The sequence below is a fragment of the Janthinobacterium longum genome (genome assembly GCF_051380735.1).
Lineage (GTDB): Bacteria > Pseudomonadota > Gammaproteobacteria > Burkholderiales > Burkholderiaceae_D > Janthinobacterium.
In genome coordinates this window covers 1-22,383 of the sequence record NZ_JBNYXQ010000008.1, presented here as the reverse complement: position 1 = coordinate 22,383, position 22,383 = coordinate 1, and the positions used below count along the sequence as shown (strand labels likewise).

The following is a 22,383-nucleotide window of genomic DNA, read 5'->3' as shown; positions in this document are numbered from 1 at the left end:
GATTCCTAAGCTGCCGCCTTGAAGGCCAGCAGCGGCGCACCGTCGGCCACCTGGTCGCCGACCGCATACAGCACGTCTTCCACCAGGCCGTCGTGCGGCGCGGCGATGGTGTGCTCCATCTTCATGGCCTCCATGATCACCAGCGGCTCGCCCTTTTTCACGTCCTGGCCTTTGTTCACCAGCACGGCTACCACCTTGCCCGGCATCGGCGCCGTCAAACGGCCGCCTTCGGCTTCCGCTTCGCCAGCATGCGCCATCGGGTCGTTGTAGTGCAGCGTGTAATGCGCGCCGCCCGTAAAGACATGGAACTGCTCGCCGTCGCGGTGCACGGTGCCGCGCACGGCCCGCTCGCCGAGCTTGATCTGCAGTTCCTGGCCGTCTCGCGCGCTCAAACTCAGACGCTGGCCGTTGAACAGCCAGCCGTTCTGCTGGTACGCGATGCGCATGGCATACGCCCTGGCATCAAGGTTCAGCGCGTATTCGTCGGCGAATGACAGTGTGCGTCCCAGGGTGCTGTTCAAACGCCAGCCCAGCGCATCGCCCCAAGGGCCGCTGCCATGGCTGGCGGCTGCTTCCTGCGTCAGCAGCGCCACGGCGGCCAATGCCAGCGCCGTATCGGGCGCCACCTGCAGGGCCGGGAACAGTGCTTCCTGGTTGCGCTCGATCAGGCCCGTGTCCAGCTCGGCAGTGCTGAACGCCTCGCCTTCGACCAGGCGTTTCAAAAAGGCGATATTGCTGGCCAGGCCGACGATCTGGTAGTCGGCCAGTGCCTGGGCCATGCGTGCCAGCGCCTCGCGGCGGTCGGCGCCCCAGACGATCAGCTTGGCGATCATCGGGTCGTAGAACGGCGAAATCGCATCGCCCTCGCGCACGCCCGAATCGATGCGCACGCCGGCCGGAACCGGCGTGCCACCGAGCTCGAACGTCACTGCGGCAGGTGCGCGCATATGGCGCAAGGTACCGATCGACGGCAGGAAACCCTTCTCCGGGTTTTCAGCATAAATGCGCGCCTCGATGGCGTGGCCGTGGATAGCCAGTTCGCTTTGCGTTTTCGGCAGCGGCTCGCCAAAGGCCACGCGCAGCTGCCACTCCACCAGGTCGGTGCCGGTGATCATTTCGGTTACCGGATGCTCGACCTGCAGGCGCGTGTTCATTTCCATAAAGTAGAACGAACCGTCCTGGTTGGCGATGAATTCCACCGTGCCGGCGCCTACATACCCAACCGCTTTTGCGGCAGCGACGGCCGCCTCGCCCATGGCCGCGCGGCGCTCAGGCGGCATGCCCGGCGCCGGTGCTTCTTCCAGCACCTTTTGATGGCGGCGCTGTACCGAGCAGTCGCGCTCGAACAGGTAGATGCAGTTGCCCAGGGTATCGGCAAACACCTGGATCTCGATATGGCGCGGGCGCGACAGGTATTTCTCGGCCAGCACCTTGTCGTCGCCGAAAGAGCTGATCGCTTCGCGCTTGCACGAGGCCAGCGCGGCCTTGAAGTCCAGCGAGTTTTCGATCACGCGCATGCCCTTGCCGCCGCCGCCGGCCGAGGCCTTCAGCAGCACCGGGTAGCCGATCTGGTCAGCCTGCGCGTGCAAAAAGTCCGCGTCCTGATTCTCGCCGTGATAGCCGGGCACCAGCGGCACATGGGCTTTTTCCATCAGCGACTTGGCCGCCGATTTCGAACCCATGGCGCGCATCGCCGACGCCGGCGGGCCGATAAACACCAGGCCGGCGCTAGCGCAGGCGTCGGCAAAGTCGGCGTTCTCGGACAAGAAGCCATAGCCGGGATGGATAGCCTGGGCGCCGGTGGCCAGTGCCACGGCGATGATCTTGTCGCCGCACAGATAGCTTTCTTTGGCCGGCGCAGGGCCGATCAATACGGCTTCGTCGCACACGGCCACGTGCTTGGCATTGGCGTCGGCTTCCGAATACACGGCGACCGTGCGGATGCCCATGCGGCGCGCGGTAGCGGCCACGCGGCAAGCGATTTCGCCACGGTTGGCGATCAGGATTTTTGTGAACATGGTCTCTCTCTTTGCAGCTCGTGGCTGGAAGTTTTTTTATGGGGGCAGATCAGATCAGCAGCCGCACTTCTCTTTCTGTACCGATTCGAGCATCGCACCGCGCGTCTGCAAGCCCAGTTTGTTCAACAAGGTGCGGTCGTCTTCCGCTTCCGGGTTATCGGTGGTCAGCAGCTTGTCGCCGTAGAAGATGGAATTGGCGCCGGCCAGGAAGCACATGGCTTGCACCGCTTCGCCCATCTGGCGCCGGCCTGCCGACAGGCGCACGCGCGCTTTCGGCATGGTGATGCGGGCGACCGCAATCGTTCGCACGAATTCGAATGGGTCCAGCGCTTCCAGGCCAAACAACGGCGTGCCTTCCACCTGCACCAGGTGGTTGACGGGCACCGATTCCGGATACGGATTCAGGTTGGCCAGCTGGGCGATCAGGCCGGCGCGTTGCAGGCGCGTCTCGCCCATGCCGACGATGCCGCCGCAGCACACTTTCAGCCCGGCTTCGCGCACGCGGCCCAGGGTATCGAGGCGGTCCTGGTATTCGCGGGTCGAGATCACGTTGTCGTAGAACTCGGGCGCCGTGTCCAGATTATGGTTATAGAAATCGAGGCCGGCATTTTTCAGGCGGTCGGCCTGGCCCTCTTCCAGCATGCCCAGGGTGGCGCAGGTTTCCAGGCCCAGGGCCTTGACCTTGCTGACCATTTCCTCGACTTTTTCCATGTCGCGGTCCTTCGGGCCGCGCCAGGCGGCGCCCATGCAGAAGCGCGTGGCGCCATTGGCCTTGGCCTGGCGGGCGGCGTCCAGCACGGTGTCGATGTCGAGGATTTTTTTCGCTTCCACGCCCGTGTCGTAGCGGGCCGCCTGCGGACAGTAGCCGCAGTCTTCTTCGCAGCCACCGGTCTTGATCGACAACAGGGTTGCCAGTTCCACGTCACCGTCAGGGAAGTTGGCGCGGTGGGTTTGCTGGGCCTTGAACATCAGGTCGTTGAACGGCAGGTCGAACAGGGCCAGCACGTCGGCGACGGGCCAGGTGGCCGTTTCGGGCACGGTAATGCGTGCCGCGGGACGGTGCAGTTCGACGGTTTTTGCTGCTTCTTGGATGAATGACATCGTGATTCCTTGGGTTTCGTTTACTTCAATTGTCGGGATGTTGCAGCGGCCAGTTCGGCAGGCCAGTAAAATCGAGATACGACGCCGCTTCTGCGGCGCTCGGCTGCGCCATGCGCGGCACCTTGCCCAGCAGCGGCGCCGGGATGCGCTCGATCAGCGCATCGATATTTTCGTCGATGAAGCGCATTTCCACTTCGAGGGTATTGGCGACCCAGCCGATTAAGGTAAGTCCGCGTGCCTCGATCGCTTCGAGCGTCAGCAGGGCCTGGTTAATGCAACCCAGGCGCATGCCGACCACCAGAATCACCGGCAGGTCCAGCTGCTGCGCCAGGTCGGCTGTGTCGAAAGTGGCGGACAGCGGCACGCGAAAGCCGCCCACCCCTTCCACCACCACCGCATCAGAAGCGGCCGCCACTTCGAGGTAGGCGGCCAGGATAGGCACCGGGTCGATCGTCACGCCTTCAAGCGCGGCGGCGATATGCGGCGCGGCCGGCTCCTTGAACATGTACGGCGTGGTCAGGTTGGGCAGCAGGTTGACGTTGCCGGCCGCTTTGAGGCTGTCGGCGTCTTCATTATGCAGTTCGCCATCGCGCAGCTCGGCGCCGGCTGCCACCGGCTTCATGCCGCAGGCGCGTACGCCGCGCTGTACCAGCGCATGCAGCAGCGCCGACGAGGTCAATGTCTTGCCGATTTCCGTGTCGGTGCCCGTAACAAAACAGGCAAAGCGCGACGGCAGTGCGGCAGCCACGGGGGCCGGTTCCAATGCCGGCTCCAGTACCGCTTCCACTTCGCTCACTTCGGCCGTACCGATGACGATGGGTTCATCAAGACTCATGGCGCGTCCTTTCCAGGTTATTCACTGCATTGATCAATAGTGCCACGTCTTGCTGTGTGTGGCCGGCCGACAGGGTCACGCGCAGGCGCGCGGTGCCCAAGGGCACGGTGGGCGGACGGATCGCGCCTACCCACAAACCCTGCTGATACAGGCTGGCGGCAATGTCCATCATCGCGGCGTTTTCGCCGATGATCACGGGCTGTATCGCGGTGTTCGATGCCAGCGGCTGCCAGTGCCGCAATTGCAGGCCGTCGTTCCATTGTGCCACCAGCGCCGCCAGGTGCGCGCGGCGCTGCCGGCCTTCCTCGCCGGCGATAATATCCAGGCTGGCCAGCAGCGCATGGGCGATTGCGGGCGGTGCGGCGGTGGTAAAGATATACGGGCGCGCTTTCTGGATCAGCGTTTCGATCACGGCTTCGTGCGCGGCCACGAAAGCGCCACCGACGCCGGCCGACTTGCCCAGGGTGCCCACATATACCAGGTTGGACGAGTGCAAATCAAAATGTTCGAGCGCACCGCGGCCGTGTTCACCCAGGGCGCCGAAGCCGTGCGCATCGTCGACCACCAGCCAGGCGCCATATTGTTCGCACAGGGCCAGCAGTTCGGGCAGCGGCGCCAGGTCGCCATCCATGCTGAACACGCTGTCAGTGACGACGATTTTGGTGGCCGCCGTGCTGGCCGCCAGCAGGCTTGCCAGCGCAGCTGTATCGGCGTGCGGATAGACGCGCGTGGCCACGCGCGCCAGGCGCGTGCCGTCAATCAGCGAGGCGTGGTTCAGCGCTTCGGAAAAAATCTCGGTGTCCTTGTCGCCCACCGCCAAGCCAGTCAGCACGGCCAGGTTGGCCATATAGCCGGTGCAAAAATACAGCGCGCGCGCCGACTCCAGGTTGGGGCCGACAAACTCGGCCAGCCGCTCTTCGAGCAGCGCATGGGCGCGGCCATGGCCGCTGATCAGGTGCGAAGCGCCGCTGCCGGCGCCGTACAGATCGGCGCCTTGCTTGAGGGCATCCACGATGCGCGGATGCGAAGCCAGGCCCAGGTAATCATTGCTGCAAAAGGCCAGCATTGCGCGGCCATCGACGCTGATGCGCGGCGCGCACGGCGTGTCGACCGTGCGGCGCCGGCGTATCAGGCTGCGTTCTTCCAGTGTCTGCAACTGCTGTTGCAAGCGTGTGATCAGTTCCACTTCAAGCCCCCATCACATGGTTGAACACGGCCAGCATCTGCTTGCCCACGCCGGCTATCTGTTCGTCGTCGAGGATATACGGCGGCATCAGGTAGACGGTGGAGCCGATCGGGCGCATCAGGAGTTCATGTTCGAGCGCGGTGCTGAAAAAGCGGCGTGAAAAGTCCGGCGTGGCATCGACTGCATCAAACGCCCAGATCATGCCCTGCTGCCGGAAGTGGCGCACTCTGTCGTGCTGCGCCAGCGGCATGAGTGCCTGCGTGATCTTGTCGGCGCGCAGCCGGTTATTCACCAGCACCTCGTCTTCTTCAAAAATGGCCAGCGTGGCAAGCGCGGCGCGGCAGGCCAGCGGATTGCCGGTGTAAGAATGCGAATGCAAAAAGCCGCGGCGCATATCGGTGCTGTAAAAGGCCTGGTAGATATCTTCGCGCGTCATCACCAGGGACAGCGGCAGGTAGCCGCCGCTGATGCCTTTGGACAGGCACACGAAATCGGGCCAGATGCCGGCCTGTTCGCACGCAAAAAAGGTACCGGTACGGCCGCAGCCAACAGCGATTTCGTCGAGGATCAGATGCACCTGATGGCGGTCGCACAGCTCGCGCACCAGCGACAGATACAGTGGGTCGTGCATGGCCATGCCGGTCGCGCACTGCACCAGAGGCTCAATGATGACGGCGGCGATCTTGCCGGCTTTTTGCTGGAACAGCTGCTCCACCTCGGCTGCGGCGCGCCTGGCCACGTCCTGCGCCGTTTCGCCGTCGTGCGCCTGGCGGAAGTCCGGCGACATCACCGTCTGCGTGGCGCGCAGCAGCGGGCCGTAGGCGTCCTTGAACAGCGCCACGTCGGTGACGGCCAGTGCGCCGATGGTCTCGCCGTGGTAGCTGCCCTTGAGGCAAACGAATTCCTGTTTTTCACTCTTGCCACTGTTGCGCCACGCATGAAAACTCATTTTCAGAGCGATTTCCACGGCCGAGGCGCCATCGGACGCATAGAAGCTGTGACCGAGCACGCCGCCGGTCAGGGCCGACAGTTTTTCCGACAGTTCAATTACCGGTTCGTGCGTAAAACCGGCCAGCATGGCGTGTTCCAGCCGGTCCAGCTGGTCCTTCAGTTGCGCATTGATGCGCGGATTGGCATGGCCGAACAGGTTTACCCACCACGAGCTGATGGCGTCCAGGTAGCGCCGGCCGTCATGGTCGTACAGCCAGGCGCCGCGGCCATGGCTGACCGGGATCAGAGGCACTGACTCATGATGCTGCATCTGCGTGCACGGATGCCACACGCTGCGCAGGCTGCGTTCGACCCATGCCGATTGTTTTTCTGATTTCAAACCTGCTCCAATTATTTTGTTAGCCCATGAGCCAACCCGGCTTGCGCTTGTCCAGGAAGGATTGCACGCCCTCGCGCCCCTGTTCCGAAGCGCGGATCTGCGCGATGCGTTCGGCGGTGTCTTGCAGCAGCGCATCGGTCACCGGCTGGCCGGCGATCTCGCGCACCAGCGTCTTCGCTTGTGCCACCGCGTGCGGGCTGTTGCCGGTCAGCGCTTTCAGCACTTCGGCGGTTTTCGCGTCCAGTGCATCGAGCGCGACTACCTCGTGGGCAAAGCCGATGCGCAGCGCTTCGTGGGCGGAAAATCGCTCGGCAGAGATAAAGTAGCGGCGCGCCGCCTGTTCGCCCATGGCCTTGATGACATACGGTGAAATGGTGGCCGGGATCAGGCCCAGCCGCACTTCGCTCAGGCAGAATTGCACCTCTTCTGCAGCCAGGATGATATCGCATGCGGCCACCAAGCCCATGCCGCCGGCATAACAGTCGCCCTGGACCTTGGCCACCACCGGCTTCGGGCAGGTATAAATCGTGCGCAGCATCTGTGCCAGCTGCAGCGCGTCGGCCTGGTTTTCGGCATGCGTGTAGCCGGCCATCTTCTTCATCCAGTGCAGGTCGGCACCGGCGCAAAAGGCCGGGCCGTTCGCGGCCAGCACGATGGCACGCACCATGTCGCTGCGGCCCAGGCCCTCGAAGGCGCGCGCCAGTTCGGCGATCGTGGTCTCGTTGAAGGCGTTGCGCACATCGGGGCGGTTCAGGGTCACGGTCGCGACATTGCCTTCGATGACCAGTTTCAGGGTTTCAAATTCCATTTTCTTCTCACTTACATCCTGGTTACATACGAAACACGCCGAACTTCGTCTCGGGGATTTCCGCGTTCAGCGCGGCCGACAGGCCCAGGCCCAGCACCATGCGGGTGTCGGCCGGATCGATCACGCCATCGTCCCACAGGCGCGCGGTGGCGTAGTAGGGGTGGCCCTGGTGTTCGTACTGGTCCTTGATCGGCTGCTTGAAAGCCGCTTCCTCGTCCGCGCTCCAGGCGCCGCCCTTGCCCTCGATGCCGTCGCGCTTGACGGTGGCCAGCACCGACGCGGCCTGGTCGCCACCCATCACAGAAATGCGCGCATTGGGCCACATCCACATGAAGCGCGGCGAAAACGCGCGGCCGCACATGCCGTAGTTGCCGGCGCCGAAACTGCCGCCGATAATCACGGTAAATTTCGGCACCGCTGCCGTCGCCACTGCGGTGACCATCTTGGCGCCGTTGCGCGCGATGCCCTCGTTTTCGTATTTGCGGCCGACCATGAAGCCGGTAATATTTTGCAAAAATACCAGCGGGATCTTGCGCTGGCAGCACAGTTCGATAAAGTGCGTGCCCTTCAGTGCCGACTCGGAAAACAGGATGCCGTTGTTGGCGATAATGCCGACCTTGATGCCATGGATATGCGCAAAGCCGCAGATCAGCGTGGTGCCGTAGCGGGCCTTGAATTCGTCGAATTCGCTGGCGTCGACGATGCGGGCGATGACTTCGCGCACGTCGAACGGCTTGCGCGTATCGACCGGAATCACGCCATACAGTTCCTGTGGCGGGTAGTGCGGTTCCATCGACTCGCGCAGCGCCATCTGCTGCGGTTTCGTGCGGTTCAGGTTAGAGACGATGGTGCGCGCCAGTGACAGCGCATGCAGGTCATTCTGCGCCAGGTGGTCGACCACGCCGGACAGGCGCGTATGCACGTCGCCGCCGCCCAGGTCTTCGGCCGTCACCACTTCGCCGGTGGCCGCTTTCACCAACGGCGGGCCGCCGAGGAAAATCGTGCCCTGTTCCTTGACGATGATCGACTCATCGCTCATGGCCGGCACATAGGCGCCGCCGGCGGTGCACGAACCCATCACCACGGCGATTTGCGGAATCCCCTTGGCCGACAAATTGGCCTGGTTGTAGAAGATGCGGCCGAAATGGTCGCGGTCGGGGAATACATCGTCCTGGTTGGGCAGGTTGGCGCCGCCCGAGTCGACCAGGTAGATGCACGGCAGATTGTTCTGGTCGGCGATTTCCTGCGCCCGCAAATGTTTTTTCACCGTCATCGGGTAGTAAGTGCCGCCCTTGACGGTGGCGTCATTGCAGACGATTACGCATTCCTGGCCCGAGACCCGGCCGATGCCGGTGATGATGCCTGCACTTGGGGCCGCGTCAAAGCCGTTGGCGTCCCGGTACATGGCGTAGGCCGCCATCTGCGAAAACTCGAGAAACGGCGTGCCGGGATCGAGCAGCATCTGCACCCGGTCGCGCGGCAGCAGCTTGCCGCGCGCCAGGTGCTTGGCGGCAGCCGCCTCGCCGCCACCGGCCGCGATTTTCTCCACCTTGTCGCGCAAATCGTCGACGATGGCTTGCATGGCGGCCACATTGGCCTTGAAATCGTCGCTGCGCGGATTGAGTTTGCTTTCGATGTGCGGCATTGCGGTTCCTTTTTATTATCGCCCGGTCTCTCGGGTCGCGCTATTCGGGAAAACTGCCGTCGAGATAAAACCAGCGCAGGGTGCCATCGCCGCCCTTGCCGGATTCGCGCACGAAGCGACTCACTTCATGCAGGCGGTGGGCGCGGCCCCCGACCTTGTAGCGGGCCACGAATTCGACGGTATCGCGGTTGATCTCTTCGGCCTGATCGGCAGATTCTGCTTTACGTTGACGTAAACGTAAACCAGATTTTACCTCAAGTCCCAGCCACTGGACTTTTTCTTCTTCGGCAAATAATGCGTCGCCCGGGCAGGTGCTGGCGTGCCAGGTGGTGCGCAGATACGGCTCGTCGCGCAAGGTAAACGCCGTATAGCGCGAGCGCATCAGGACTTCGGCCGTGGGCGGCAGGGCGCTGCCCGCGATATACGGGCCGCAGCAAGTGGCATAGGCGCCGCCGCCACAGGGGCAGGCAACGGATTTCGAGGTTGTGGACATGCGATAGACGGCAAGAGCGGAAAGTTCCGCAATTATCCGCCATAAGGGACAGGCACGTGACTGCTAGCGGCGCGGCTGAAGAAAGTCCAGCGCAAATGGCGGCGCCTTGCCGGCCATCAGATCAGCCAGGATGCGCGCCGTGCCGGCCGCAAAGGTAAAGCCCAGCGGGCCGTGGCCCACGTTCAGCCACAAGTTGGCGTACTTACTGGCGCCCACCAGCGGCGCGCTGTTGGGCGTGGCGGGCCGCAAGCCGGCCCAGGCCGTCGCCTGCTCGTAATCTGCCGCCTGCGGCATGGCCTCGCGCGCCAGCCGTTTGAGGCCGGCAATGCGCTCTGGCGTGATACTGGCATCGGCGCCCACCATGTCGACCATGGCCGCCACGCGCAAGCTGCTGCCGATGCGCGCATACAGCACCTTGCGCTCGAAGTCGGTAATGCTGATCGCGGGCGCCAGGTCTTGCACGCGCACGGGGGCCGTCAGGCTGTAGCCCTTCAGCGGATACAGCGGCAGATAGATGCCGGCCGTGGCGGCCAGGTCGCGGCTCTGGATACCAGCTGCCAGCACGTACTGGTCGGCGCCCAGCAGGCCCAGGCTGGTTTCGACGCCTGCCACCTTGCCGTTGAGCATCACCAATTTGTGGGCTTCGCCCTTGAGCAGCAGCGCGCAATTCGGATGCTGCCGCAGCCGCGCTTCAAGTGCCAGGCAAAACGCGTGGCAATCGGCCACCGCTTCGCCTTCAGTAAAGATGGCGCCAGCGAGCGACTGTTGCAGCGCGGCCAGGGCCGGCTCGCGCTGCACGGCCTGTGCCGGCGTCAGCACCAGGCGTGCCTCTTCCGATTCGGGGCGGGCCACGGCGCGCTGGAAAATGGCCGGTGAACGGTAGACGATCAACTTGCCCGCATCGCGCCAGGCATAGGTTTGCGGCGGTACCGTTGCCTCCAGCTGGGCCATGCCAGCGCGGCTCAGTTCGCCCAATTCCAGCAGCTTGGCGGTGGTGCGGGCGTTGCTGGCGGCATTGCAGTTGCGTAAAAAGCTGGCCATCCAGCGCCACTGGCGCCAGTCGGCTTCCGGGCGAAAACGCAGCGGACCATCTTTTTGCAGCAGCCATTGCAGCGCTTTCAGGGGCACGCCGGCGTCCGCCAGCGGCGCCACGTAGCGATAGCTGAGTTGTCCGCCATTGCGGTAGCTGGCGGCGGTGCCGACCTGTTCGTTGCGTTCCAGCAGCGTGACTTTGTAGCCGGCCTCGGCCAGCCACCAGGCCGACGTCAGGCCGACGACGCCGCCACCGATGATGATGACTTGTTGTTGCTGCATGCTGCCTCGCTGCGTAGGTACTCCCATGGGAGGGGAGCATTCGGTAAGAGCTTAGAGGGTGCGTACGGGGCGGGCTAATGAAACATCATGGTGCAGCCATAACTTGCAGGAATGCACTGATTTGGTGCGAATTATTCAAGATTGACAATCGCTCCATGGTATAGTGCGTCGAGCACCGCTTCTTCTGGCCGCGATAGCGCGGTGTGCGGGCCGCGCTGCTGGCCCGGATCGCTGCCGGTGCCACCTATCAGGTAAATCATGCCGTTCTTGTTGGCAAAGTCGAGCACAAAGGCGGACAGCAGGCCATAGGCGTCGCCGAGGTGGCCGGCAGCGGAAAAATGCGCGTTTGCCACCAGCCCGTTGCCGCGTGCGCCATCCGCATCGAATTGCTGGTTGCCCAGGCCCCACGCACGGAACAGTCCTTGATCGCTGTCGCCATTGCCGCCATCCGCCGCCAGCTGCCATTGCCGGGTAAACATCAGCGTGATGCTGGCCGGCTGCAGTATCTGCTGGCCCTGATAGCGTCCGTCGGCCAGCAGCATCTGCATGACCTTGCCCATGTCCGCCGCCGAGATACGCAAACCGCCGGTGGGGCTGAAGATGGTGGCATTGCTGCCGATCACATAGCGGTCGATACCTGCAGGTTTGGCTGGCGCCTGGCGGCGCACATCATCTGCCTGGGCAATCCAGGGGCCGTTCGGGTTCCACGTTTCGCTGTCGGCTGGCCGCTTGCGGTACAGGGTGGCGATGTCGTTCAGTTCGCCTGGCGAGAATTCTGCCGGGTTATAGCCGCCGCGCAATCCCATCGGCGCCAGCAGCAAACGCCGCATCAGGTGGTCGAAGCGTTCGCCCGTGACCTTTTCCATCACCGTGCCGATCACGCCCCAGTTCAGGTTGGCATAGCTGAAGTACTGGCCCGGTGCGGCATTGCCTGCCCACATGGCGTCGCCGCCAGCGGTAAATACATCGCGCAGGCTGCGCTCGGCGCCCCAGAAATAGCCGCCTGCGTCGCGCAGCGACGAGGTATGGCTGAGCAGGCTGCGCAGGGTGACCGCCTGTTTGGGAAAGTGCGGGTTGCGCAGTGAAAACCCAAGATAAATGCCGACGTCCTGGTCCAGTTGCAGCTTGTGCTGTTCCACCAGCCGCATCAGGGCCAGAGTGGTCATCATTTTCGAGACCGAGGCGATGCGAAACAGCGTATCGGGCGTGACAGGCAGGCTTTGTTCCGCTTGCGCCGGCAGATAACGATAGCCGAATTGCTGCTGGTACACCGCCTGGCCATGGCGTATCGCCAGCACCGACAGGCTGGCCAATGGCTGGCGCGCATCGCCGACGATGGCCGCCAGTTGATTGTCGAGCTTGACGTTGCCCACCTTGCCTGCCGCCGCCATTGCCGTGCTACCGAGCAGCAATCCCCCCATCCAGCCGCCCAGCCATCGCAGCATTGCCTGATTCATGTCGTTTTCCTTGAGCACGCTTGCCATGATGGGCCAGCATAGAGTGCGGAACAGGAATGCGCCAATGAAAAGTGCTTATTTGTCTATAATTCCAAGTTATGCTTTTAGCGAATTACTCAAAGACCAGTGTTTTAAAAGCGTATGGCCGTTATTCATGCCTGTTTTCCATTTATTCACGGGCGGCGCACCACGTGCAAGCGCCATCGCCATTACACTAGATAGACTAGGAGAACAGTAATGAGCCAGACCAGCATGGAACTCAAGGTCGATTTAACTGACAATTCGCCTTTGTATATGCAGATCGCCCGCAAGCTGAGCGATGATGTACGCAATGGCCGCTACCAGGTAGACCAGGCCCTGCCGTCCGAACGCACCCTGTCCGAATTGCTCGACGTCTCGCGGGTCACCGCGCGCAAGGCCATCGACCAGCTGGTCGAGCAGGGCCTCGTCGTGCGCCGCCGCGGTTCGGGCAACTATATTGCGCCGCGCATCGAGCAGCCACTGTCGAACCTGTCGAGCTTTTCGGAACAATTGCAGCAACGCGGTTACCGGGCCGGTTCGCGCTGGCTCAAGCGCGAGGTGGTGATCGCCAGCAGCGAAGAACAACTGAGCCTGGGCCTGGCGCAAAACACCAAAGTGGCGCGCCTGGAGCGCCTGCGCCTGGCCGACGATGTGGTGATGGCCTACGAGGTCAGTGTATTGCCCTACAGCGTGGTGCCGGACCCGGCCGCCGTGGGCGACTCCTTGTATGCCTACCTGGCCCAGATCAGGAAGTCGCCGGTGCGCGCGCTGCAGCATATCCGCGCCATGAACGCCACCGGCGTGCTGGCCGCGCAGCTGGGCGTGCCTGACGGCCAGGCTGTGCTGTTCATTACCCGCCTCGCCTACCTGGAGTCGGGTGTCGCGGTGGAACTCACGCATTCGTATTGCCGCAGCGATCATTACGACTTTGTGGCGGAGATGCGCCGCGCCCCATAATCTGCCGTTATGCGTGTTCGCCATCCTTTCATGGCTGGCTGTGCTGGTCGGTATTAAACTGGTTTCATCGTTCAACCATGTCCATGAGTCATGTTAAAAACTGAAACCCCGAGTACGCAGCATGCGCAACTCGATCTGTATCCCGCCGAACAGCTGGTGGCCGCGCTGGTCGATGACCAGTTCCGGGCCGTCGAGGCCGTACGGCTGGCCTCGCCGCAGATCACTTCAGCCATCACCGCCGCCCTGCCCCGTATCGCCGCCGGTGGCCGGCTCTTGTATGTCGGCGCCGGTACCTCGGGCCGGCTTGGTGTGCTTGACAGCGTGGAGCTGCATCCGACTTTTTCCTGGCCGCTTGATCGCGCCGTGGCCATCCTTGCCGGCGGTGCCGGCGCCATGTTCGCGGCCGTCGAAGGGGCGGAAGACGATGTGGCGCAGGGTGCGGCCGACCTGCTGGCCTTGCAACCGCAGCCGAACGACGTGGTGTTCCTGCTGGCCGCGTCCGGCGCCACGCCATATGTGCTGGGAGCCTTGCGCGCCGCGCGTGGGGCTGGTGCGCTGACGGTCGGGATTGCCAATAATGTCGATGCGCCGGTGGCCATGCAAGCCGAATATGGCATCGTGCTCGACACGGGCAACGAAGTGATCTCCGGCAGCACCCGTCTGAAAGCGGGCACGGCGCAGAAAATCACCCTCAATACCATTTCCAGTGCGCTGATGGTCGGTTTGCACAAAACCTATGGAAACTTGATGGTAGACTTGAAGCCGACCAACGCCAAGCTGATCTTGCGGGCCGTCAGACTGACCATGCATGCCACCGGCGTAGATGAAGCGCAGGCAAGAAGCGTGCTGGAGCAATGCCAGTTTCATGTCAAGGTGGCGATTGTTGCCTTGTTAAAAAAAATTACCACAGACCAGGCACAAGCATTGTTGGCCGGCGCTGGCGGCAGTGTGCGCTCGGCACTGGCCGCCTGAACCGATGGCGCGGCATTCTTCTGCCTGTTTGACGATGAAGGATGTATGAAGCTTGTGAAACAAACCGCCCCGGCCACCGCAGCCGCGCGCGTGAAAAACCCCTGGCTGTGGATCCCCTCGCTGTATTTCGGCCAGGGCATACCGTATGTCGTGGTCATGACGCTGTCGGTGATAATGTACAAGAACTACGGCTTCAGCAATACCGATATCGCCCTGTATACCAGCTGGCTGTACCTGCCATGGGTGATCAAGCCGCTGTGGTCGCCCTTTATCGACATGTACCGCACCAAGCGCTTCTGGATCGTCGGCCTGCAACTGGTGATCGGCGCCGCGCTGGCGCTGGTGGCGCTGACCACATCCTTGCCGCACTTTTTCCAGATCAGTCTGGCGATCTTCTGGCTGATGGCCTTCAGTTCCGCCACGCATGATATCGCGGCCGACGGTTTCTACATGCTGGGCCTGGAAGAACACCAGCAAGCCGCGTTTGTCGGCGTGCGCAGCACCTTTTATCGCCTGGCGATGATTTCAGGCCAGGGCCTCTTGGTCTACCTGGCCGGCTACCTGACGCACTCTACCGGCAGCGTGCAACTGGCCTGGTCGGTGGTGTTCGCCATCCTGGCGGGGCTGTTCATCATTTTGTTCCTGTACCACTATTTCATTCTTCCGAAACCCCCAGCCGACCGGCCCGGCATCACCGATGCCGGTGTTTCTCCGCTGCAGGAATTCGTCGCCACCTTCGCCGCCTTCTTCAAGAAAAAAGACATTCTCGTCATCCTCGGCTTCTTGCTGCTGTTTCGCCTCGGCGAAGCGCAACTGCTGAAACTGGCAGCGCCCTTCCTGCTCGACCCCGTCGCCAAAGGCGGCCTGGGCCTGTCCACCGAACAGGTGGGCCTGGTCTACGGCACTATCGGCGTGATCGCGCTGACCCTGGGGGGCTTGCTGGGCGGCTACATCATTTCGCGCTTTGGCTTGAAGCGCTGCCTGTGGATCATGGTGCTGTCGGTACACCTGCCGGACCTGGTATTTGTTTACCTGGCCACCACCCTGCCCAGCAATATCTATCTGATCGCCGGCGGTATCGCGCTGGAACAGTTCGGCTATGGCTTCGGCTTCGCTTCTTATATGTTGTACATGATCATGGTCTCGGACGGCGCCCACAAGACGGCCCATTACGCCATCTGCACCGGTTTCATGGCGCTGGGCATGATGTTGCCTGGCATGGCCAGCGGCTGGATACAGCAGATGCTGGGCTACCAGCACTTCTTTATCTGGGTCTGTATCGCCACCATCCCCGCCTTCATCATGGCGGCCCTGGTCAGTATCGATCCCGAATTCGGCAAGAAGGCCGAGGCCTGAGCTTTTCTACTGTGCGCGCCGCGGCACGGCCGCGCACAGTAGAATGCCCGCACCGATAGACCTGCGCCCTACCTTGCGAGGAATTGTTTTGTTGTCTACTTTTAAAAAATGTCTGGCGTCCAGCGCCGGCATGGTGGCCGCGCTGGCCGCCGCCAGCTTGCTCAGCAGTTGCACCAGTTCGCGCATGCCCACCGATGCGACGTCCGGCCCGGCCGCCCTGCCGGCCGTGCCTCCCGTGCAACATATCCGTGGTGAAGTGCCGCCGCCGGCGCCGCGCGAGTTCCGCGCCGCCTGGGTCTCGACGGTTGCCAATATCGACTGGCCCAGCCGCAGCAACCTGACGGTGGCCAAGCAGCAAGCTGAAGCGATCGCCATCCTCGACCGCGCCAAGTCCCTCAATCTGAACGCCATCGTGCTGCAGGTACGCCCCAGCGCCGATGCGATCTACCCGTCGCAACTGGAGCCGTGGTCGGAGTTCCTCACCGGCAAGCAAGGCCAGCCGCCGCTGCCGATGTATGACCCGCTGGCGTTCTGGGTGGCCCAGGCGCATGCGCGCGGGCTGGAGCTGCACGCCTGGTTCAATCCCTACCGTGCCCGCCACGCCACCGCCAAGTCACCGCTGGCGCGCGACAGTTTTGCCAGCACCAACCCGGCGTCCGTGAAACAGTACGGCCGCTATCTGTGGATGGACCCGGGCGACGCCGCTGCGTCGAAACACACGCTTGATGTGGTGCTCGATGTGGTGCGCCGCTACGATATCGACGGCGTGCATATCGACGATTATTTCTATCCCTACCCGATCGACGCGCCGGGTGCCGGTGCCGGCGCCGAGACCGCCGCGCTGGACGCCGGCAGCGGCGCCGCCAGGGGCGAGCTGCCGTTTCCCGATGAACCGTCGTGGCAGAAATACCTGCTCGGTGGCGGACAACTGGATCGCGCCGGCTGGCGCCGCCAGAACGTCAACCAGCTGATCGAGGGCTTGTATACCGGCATCCACCGCGAGAAAAGCTGGGTGCGCTTCGGCATCAGTCCGTTCGGCATCGGCCGCCCAAACCTGCGTCCGCCCGGCATCGTCGGCTTCAGCCAGTATGACAAATTGTATGCGGATGCGGAATTGTGGCTGTCCAAGGGCTGGCTCGATTACCTGTCGCCGCAGCTGTATTGGCCGGTGGCGCAGGCGCCGCAGGCGTTCGGCGTGCTGCTCGATTATTGGCTGGCGCAAAATCCATATGGCCGCCACGTGTGGCCGGGCCTGTACACCAGCCGCATCGACAATACGCCGAAGTCGTTCACGCCGCAGGAAATCGTCAAGCAGATCGAAGTGACGCGTACGCGCACTGGCGCCAATGGACAAGTGCATTTCAGCATGGCGCCGCTGATGCAAAACCGCAAGGGCATCAGCGAGCAGCTGAAAGCGGGCGTGTATCAAAGCCCTGCCCTGATTCCGGCCACGCCATGGCTGGGATCGGAAGCGCCCGGCACGCCGCTGGTGGCGATGCGGCGCGCTGGTGATGGCGTGAATGTGAAACTGACGGCCAGCGGCGGCAAGCCTGTGGCGCAGTACGCGGTGTGGGCACGCTATGGCGAGGAATGGCGCTTCCTGGTGGTAACCGGTACGCAAGCCGAACTGAACCTGGTGGACGACCCCATCGGCCGGGTCAATGCAGTGGTGGTCAGTGCCGTCGACCGCCTCGGCAATGAAAGCCCGCGCATTACCTTGCGCCAGCCGACGGTGGTGGCTGCGAAGTAACAGTTCCTGATCGACCTCGATCAGTCCATAACCTGCAGGCATGTATCGTGCGCAAGCTTTCATGCCTGACAGTCTCGTCTGGCCTTACACTCACGGCATGACTTCTTTCCATGCAGCTTCCCGGCCAGGCCTGGGCATCGATGCCGGCGGTACCCAGACGCGCTGGGCGCTGGCCACCGCCGATGGCGCCATCGTTGCCAGCGGCGTGGTGGACGGCTTGTCGGCCTTGCAAATGAGCAGCGATGCGGGCCGTGCGGCCTTGCACGCCACCTTTGCCAGCTTGAGCCAGGCCGTGCTTGCCGTTGGCCAACCGTCCCATGTGCATGCGGGCCTGACCGGTTTTGGCGGCGATGGTGCGCTGTTGGCGCAGTCCCTGGCGACGCTGCTGGCACTGCGCCCGTCGGACGTGACTTTGTGCAATGATATTGAAATCGCTTATCTTGACAGTTTTGCGCCCGGTGAGGGTTACCTGGTGTATGCCGGTACCGGTTCGATCGCCGCCTGGATCGATACCGGTGGCGTGTTTCACCGTGCTGGAGGGCGCGGCGTCTTGCTCGACGATGGCGGTGGCGGCTATTGGATCGCGCGCGAAGCCTTGCGCCAGATCTGGCGCCGCGAAGATGAGGCGCCGGGCAGCTGGACGCAATCAGCGATGGCGCACGCCGTATTTGAACAGATAGGCGGCAGCGACTGGGACAGTTCGCGCCAGTTCATGTATGGCCAGGATCGCGGCGCCATCGGCCGGCTGGCACTGGCTGTCGCCGCCAGTGCCGAGCTTGACCCGCTGGCACTGGACATCTTGCAGCGGGCCGGACAGGAACTGGCGCGGCTGGCGCTGGCGCTGACGGCGCGCCATGGTCCACGCCGCGTGGTGCTGGCCGGCCGCGCGGCGCAGTTGCACCCGGCAATCGCGGCCGCCATGCGCGCCGCTTTGCCGGACTCGTTGATGATGGAACAAAAGACAGCTCGTTCGCATGAGGCGGCCGCCCGGCTGGCCGCCAAGGTGAGCGGCACGCCATGGATTGATTAACCCTGTTATGGATACCGTATGAAAAAAATTGCTCTTGCCCTGCTGGTTGCCCTGCTGTCGGCCTGTACCACCACTGTTCCCCAGATCGACCGCAGCCTGACCGCGCGCGGCCAGAGTCCGCGCGTGAAATTCATCGTCATCCATTACACCGTCAGCGACTTGCCCCGTTCGATCAATATCTTGACGCAGCAGGTTGTCAGCAGCCATTACCTGCTGACCGATACGGCCCAGCCGAAATTCTATGCGCTGGTCGACGAGTCGCGCCAGGCCAATCACGCCGGCGTCAGCAACTGGAAAACATATACCCAGCTGAACGTCAGCTCGATCGGCATCGAGATCGTCAACCCGGGCTTTACCGAATCGCCACAAGGCCGCATCTGGTATCCGTTCCCGCAGGCGCAGATCGACGCGCTGATTCCACTGCTGAAAGACATCCAGGCCCGCTACAATATCGCGCCGGAAAACATCCTGGGCCACAATGAAATCGCGCCGCAGCGCAAGCAGGATCCGGGCCCGTTGTTCCCATGGAAACAGCTGGCCGATGCCGGCCTGATCGTCTGGCCGGACGCCACCCGCGTGGCCGCACAGCGCGTGATGTACGAGCAATCGCTGCCGGACGCCGTCTGGTTCCAGAAGAAACTGGCCGAACATGGCTACGCCACGCCACAGACCGGTGTGTTCGACGAAGAGACCAAGAACGTGCTGATCGCTTTCCAGATGAAATACCGCAACACCTTGTTTGATGGCACGGCGGATGCGGAAACGGCGGCCTTGCTGCAAGTATTGACGACGCCGCTGCCCGTGGCCACCCCTGCGCCGGCTGTTGCAAGCAAATAGCACGCCATTCCAGCCCATGACTTTTTCCATTAAGCTGACCTTTTTCGGCCTCAGCGGTCGAATGTAAAGAGCAAAGGAAACAGTCATGCGGTTGCGCCATATTGAAGTCTTCCACGCCATCATGCAGGTCGGCACCATCAGCGGCGCGGCGCAAGTGCTGCATATCTCGCAGCCGGCCGTCACCAAGGTGCTGCAGCATTGCGAGCTGCAACTGGGCATGCCGCTGTTCGAGCGCGTGCGCGGCAAGCTCTATCCCAGGCCCGAAGCGCATCGCCTGTTTGTCGAGACCGAAAAACTCAACCGTGATCTGATCGGCATCCGCCGCCTGGCCGCCAGCCTGAAGGGCCATGCGGTGGAAACCATCCGCCTGGTGTCGACGCCGACGATTGCCATCAGCGTCCTGCCGTTTGCCATGACGGCCTGGCGCCGTGACTTTCCCCATACCCGCTGCCAGCTGGCAACCCACCATACCAGCGAGATCGTCAATACCCTGCGCCTCGGCGAAGCGGACCTGGCCCTGTCGCTGCAGGACCCGCGCCACCCCGGCATCGTCGCCGAACCGATCGCCCAGGGCTTGATGACGGTGATCGCGCCGGCGGGCACGTGGCGCGCGGCGGAATGTGGCACGCCCTTGAGCGCGCATGGGCTGACGGGCGAGCTGATCGGCCATGCCGACAATGATCCGCTGGGTGAACTGGTGATTGCCGGCTGCGAAGCGCACAATATCCACCCCGTGTTTTCCACCGTGGTGCAAACCTACCAGATCGCCCGCTCGCTGGTGGAAGCGGGCGCCGGCATGGCGGTGGTCGACCCGTTTACGGCCGCCTCCGGTTCGACGCAATTGCTGCAGCGCCGGCCCTGGGCACCGGCGATACCAATTCAACTGTATTTATTGACGGCCAGCCATTCGCCCCTGTCGCATGGTGCACGCCGCCTGGCCGACAGCATCGGCGTGGCCGCCCGCAACTGCCTGGAAAGAGGAATGTAATGGCTGCTGCAAGCGTGCAACTGGAAGCGGTCGCCAGCGATCCGCAGTTTCGCCACTTGAGCAGCATCGCAGGTATCGTTGTGGACTTGCGCTACGCCACACCCGACAACTTCGTCGGCCGCGACCTGTATAGCCCCATCGACTGCGCCTGGCTGCACCGCGATGCGGCCGCTGCTTTGGAAAGCGCCGTGGCCTGGCTGGCGCGACAAAGGCCCGGTCATCATCTGCTGGTGCTCGACGCCCTGCGCCCGCAGCGGGTGCAGCAGCAATTGTGGGAGGCCTTGCAAGGCACCGAGTTGCTCGGCTATATCGCCGAACCTTCGCGCGGCTCGATCCACTCGTTCGGCATGGCGCTCGACATCACTATTGTCGGGCCTGATGGCCGCGAACTCGACATGGGGACGGGGTTTGACGATTTGAGCGAGCGCTCGCACCCGGCGCTGGAACTTGCCATGCTGGAACGTGGCGAGATCACCGAACAGCAGGTGGAGAACCGCCGCCTGTTGCGCGGCGCCATGTTCCAGGCGGGCTTCTTTGGCATCAACAGCGAATGGTGGCATTTCGACTGCGGCGACCGGGTGCTGGTGCGCCAGCACTACACCCGGGTACTCTGATTAAAATACCTGCAAGCCCTTCAGCATCACCAGCAGGATCAATACGGGTGAAATGTAGCGCAGCAGGAACAGCAGCACATTGGCCAGCGCGCCATTGTGCAAGCGGCCCTGGTTGCTGATCGCCTGCCTGAAGTTGTCCTTGCCCCATGCCCAGCCTGCAAACAAGGCAATTGCGATACCGCCGATCGGCAGGAAGATATTCGACGACACGAAGTCGAACAAGTCGAACATATTCAAATTGAACAGCGTGAATCCGGCCAGCGTGCTGTTGCTGAGGGCGCACACGGAACCGAGCGCGGCCAGCGACAGCATGGTGACCAGGGTCGCCTTGCGCCGGCTCCAGCCCAGCCGCTCATGAAAGATCACCACCGGCACTTCCATCAGCGACAGCATCGCACCGGTAGCGGCCACCGCCGCAAGGATAAAGAACACCACCATCAGCACCTGGCCCATTGGTATTTGCGAGAACACGGCCGGGATGGTGATGAACACCAGCGATGGCCCTGCACTGGGCGCAAAGCCGAAGGTAAACACGGCCGGGAAGATGGCGATGCCGGCCAGCAGCGACACACCCAGGTCGGCCGCCATCACGCGCAAGGTGGTCAGCGGAATATTCTGGTCATCACGAAAGTAACTGCCGTAGGTCATCATGGTACCCATGCCAACCGATAGCTTGAAAAAGGCCAGGCCCATCGCCGTCAGCACCACGGCGCCAGTCAGCTTGGAAAAATCGGGCCGGAACAGAAACGCCAGCCCTGCACTGGCTTTCTCCAGCGACAGGCTGACCGCACACAGCAGTAACAGCAACAGGAACAGCAGCGGCATCAGCTTTTTGGCGATCGCTTCGATGCCCTTGGTCACACCCAGCATCAATATGCCGCCGATAAACAGCAGCACGCCCCATTGCCACAGCAGCGCCTGCAGCGGGTTGCTGATCAGCGAGGCAAACGCTGCCTCCGTCACGTGGCGGTCGCTGCTGAGAATGGAGCCGTCAATGGCCTTGACGATATAGGCAAACACCCAGCCCACCACTTCCGAGTAAAACGCCACGATCAGGAAGGCGGCCACCAGGCCGATCACGCCAACCAGCCACCAAGGCTGACCCCTGGGCGCCAGCTGTTGCATGGTCGAGATGGGATTGACCTTGGCGCGCCGGCCCAGGGTGATTTCCGCAATCATCACGGGCAGGCCGACCAGCAAAGTGGCCAGCAGGTAAATCAGCAAGAAGCCTGCGCCGCCATTGGCGCCTGTCAGGTAGGGGAACTTCCAGATATTGCCAAGACCGACGGCCGAACCGAGGGTGGCGGCCAGCACGCCGAAACTGGAACTGAAGCCAGCGCGTTTTTGTTGTTTCATATCGATATTCGCTATAGGTATGCGTCGACGGACGCCGAGGGGGCGAAATTGTAGCAGTTGAGTAAAAATAGCCGGCAAAAGCCTTGCGCCGGCAATAGCGCTTTGCTATAGTTCGCCTCCTCGCAAAACGACGCACACAAAACAAGGTGCTGCGGAGCAAAACGGGGCAGAAAAGAAGGTTGACGAAATGCTGAAAACGCTTCATACTCTTCCTTCTTCGCAGCTGACAAACACAACGCTTTGTCGATAGCGCGAAAGTAGCACCGAATACAGTTCTTTAACAATTAACAGTCGATAAGTGTGGGCATTTGATGA

Annotated in this window: 19 protein-coding genes; 8 read left to right on the top strand and 11 right to left on the bottom strand. The window is 62.7% G+C overall.

The window, feature by feature from the left end; all coding sequences use genetic code 11:
• Nucleotides 1–5: 5 nt before the first annotated feature.
• From ACQ4WM_RS18790 to ACQ4WM_RS18745, 10 genes are all read right to left on the bottom strand, one after another.
• Nucleotides 6–2,018, bottom strand: coding sequence for an acetyl/propionyl/methylcrotonyl-CoA carboxylase subunit alpha (locus ACQ4WM_RS18790; RefSeq protein ID WP_436548182.1), 2,013 nt, complete (start codon nucleotides 2,016–2,018; stop codon nucleotides 6–8).
• Between the two features lie 54 nt (nucleotides 2,019–2,072).
• Nucleotides 2,073–3,119, bottom strand: a complete 1,047-nt coding sequence (gene bioB, locus ACQ4WM_RS18785) for a biotin synthase BioB (RefSeq protein WP_436548181.1) — start codon at nucleotides 3,117–3,119, stop codon at nucleotides 2,073–2,075.
• Nucleotides 3,120–3,144: 25 nt separating this feature from the next.
• A complete protein-coding gene (gene bioD / locus ACQ4WM_RS18780; protein ID WP_436548180.1) occupies nucleotides 3,145–3,954 on the bottom strand; it encodes a dethiobiotin synthase in 810 nt (269 codons plus the stop codon).
• Nucleotides 3,944–5,140 (bottom strand): 8-amino-7-oxononanoate synthase, encoded by a 1,197-nt coding sequence (gene bioF / locus ACQ4WM_RS18775; RefSeq protein WP_436548179.1) that lies wholly within the window; start codon nucleotides 5,138–5,140, stop codon nucleotides 3,944–3,946. The genes bioD and bioF overlap by 11 nt, the downstream gene beginning before the upstream one ends.
• 1 nt (nucleotide 5,141) lies before the next feature.
• Nucleotides 5,142–6,470: an adenosylmethionine--8-amino-7-oxononanoate transaminase gene (bioA, locus tag ACQ4WM_RS18770; protein ID WP_436548178.1), complete on the bottom strand. Its 1,329-nt coding sequence runs from the start codon at nucleotides 6,468–6,470 to the stop codon at nucleotides 5,142–5,144.
• 19 nt (nucleotides 6,471–6,489) lie between these two features.
• The gene (locus ACQ4WM_RS18765; RefSeq protein ID WP_436548177.1) at nucleotides 6,490–7,278 is read right to left on the bottom strand and encodes an enoyl-CoA hydratase/isomerase family protein; all 789 of its coding nucleotides are present in this window, start codon (nucleotides 7,276–7,278) and stop codon (nucleotides 6,490–6,492) included.
• Between the two features lie 22 nt (nucleotides 7,279–7,300).
• On the bottom strand, nucleotides 7,301–8,923 hold the full coding sequence (locus ACQ4WM_RS18760) for a carboxyl transferase domain-containing protein (RefSeq protein WP_436548176.1): 1,623 nt from the start codon (nucleotides 8,921–8,923) through the stop codon (nucleotides 7,301–7,303).
• A 40-nt stretch (nucleotides 8,924–8,963) separates the two neighbouring features.
• The gene (locus ACQ4WM_RS18755) at nucleotides 8,964–9,416 is read right to left on the bottom strand and encodes a YchJ family protein (protein WP_436548175.1); all 453 of its coding nucleotides are present in this window, start codon (nucleotides 9,414–9,416) and stop codon (nucleotides 8,964–8,966) included.
• Between the two features lie 63 nt (nucleotides 9,417–9,479).
• Nucleotides 9,480–10,730, bottom strand: coding sequence for a D-amino acid dehydrogenase (locus ACQ4WM_RS18750; RefSeq protein ID WP_436548174.1), 1,251 nt, complete (start codon nucleotides 10,728–10,730; stop codon nucleotides 9,480–9,482).
• Between the two features lie 131 nt (nucleotides 10,731–10,861).
• A complete protein-coding gene (locus ACQ4WM_RS18745) occupies nucleotides 10,862–12,187 on the bottom strand; it encodes a serine hydrolase domain-containing protein (protein ID WP_436548173.1) in 1,326 nt (441 codons plus the stop codon).
• Nucleotides 12,188–12,424: 237 nt separating this feature from the next.
• On the opposite strand from ACQ4WM_RS18745, the gene ACQ4WM_RS18740 reads away from it, so the two are divergent.
• From ACQ4WM_RS18740 to ACQ4WM_RS18705, 8 genes are all read left to right on the top strand, one after another.
• Nucleotides 12,425–13,165 (top strand): GntR family transcriptional regulator, encoded by a 741-nt coding sequence (locus tag ACQ4WM_RS18740; RefSeq protein ID WP_436548172.1) that lies wholly within the window; start codon nucleotides 12,425–12,427, stop codon nucleotides 13,163–13,165.
• 90 nt (nucleotides 13,166–13,255) lie between these two features.
• A complete protein-coding gene (locus ACQ4WM_RS18735) occupies nucleotides 13,256–14,137 on the top strand; it encodes an N-acetylmuramic acid 6-phosphate etherase (RefSeq protein WP_436548171.1) in 882 nt (293 codons plus the stop codon).
• Nucleotides 14,138–14,182: 45 nt separating this feature from the next.
• Nucleotides 14,183–15,493, top strand: coding sequence for an MFS transporter (locus tag ACQ4WM_RS18730; protein ID WP_436548170.1), 1,311 nt, complete (start codon nucleotides 14,183–14,185; stop codon nucleotides 15,491–15,493).
• A 130-nt stretch (nucleotides 15,494–15,623) separates the two neighbouring features.
• On the top strand, nucleotides 15,624–17,243 hold the full coding sequence (locus ACQ4WM_RS18725) for a glycoside hydrolase family 10-like protein (protein WP_436548369.1): 1,620 nt from the start codon (nucleotides 15,624–15,626) through the stop codon (nucleotides 17,241–17,243).
• A gap of 97 nt (nucleotides 17,244–17,340) precedes the next feature.
• A complete protein-coding gene (locus ACQ4WM_RS18720) occupies nucleotides 17,341–18,273 on the top strand; it encodes an N-acetylglucosamine kinase (RefSeq protein WP_436548169.1) in 933 nt (310 codons plus the stop codon).
• A gap of 18 nt (nucleotides 18,274–18,291) precedes the next feature.
• A complete protein-coding gene (locus tag ACQ4WM_RS18715) occupies nucleotides 18,292–19,110 on the top strand; it encodes an N-acetylmuramoyl-L-alanine amidase (RefSeq protein WP_436548168.1) in 819 nt (272 codons plus the stop codon).
• 85 nt (nucleotides 19,111–19,195) lie between these two features.
• Nucleotides 19,196–20,098, top strand: coding sequence for a LysR family transcriptional regulator (locus ACQ4WM_RS18710; protein WP_436548167.1), 903 nt, complete (start codon nucleotides 19,196–19,198; stop codon nucleotides 20,096–20,098).
• Nucleotides 20,098–20,712 (top strand): M15 family metallopeptidase, encoded by a 615-nt coding sequence (locus ACQ4WM_RS18705; protein WP_436548166.1) that lies wholly within the window; start codon nucleotides 20,098–20,100, stop codon nucleotides 20,710–20,712. Before ACQ4WM_RS18710 ends, ACQ4WM_RS18705 begins: the two co-directional genes overlap by 1 nt.
• Here ACQ4WM_RS18705 and ACQ4WM_RS18700 read toward each other — a convergent pair whose 3' ends face one another.
• On the bottom strand, nucleotides 20,713–22,068 hold the full coding sequence (locus tag ACQ4WM_RS18700; protein ID WP_436548165.1) for a sodium-dependent transporter: 1,356 nt from the start codon (nucleotides 22,066–22,068) through the stop codon (nucleotides 20,713–20,715).
• Nucleotides 22,069–22,383 lie beyond the last annotated feature (315 nt).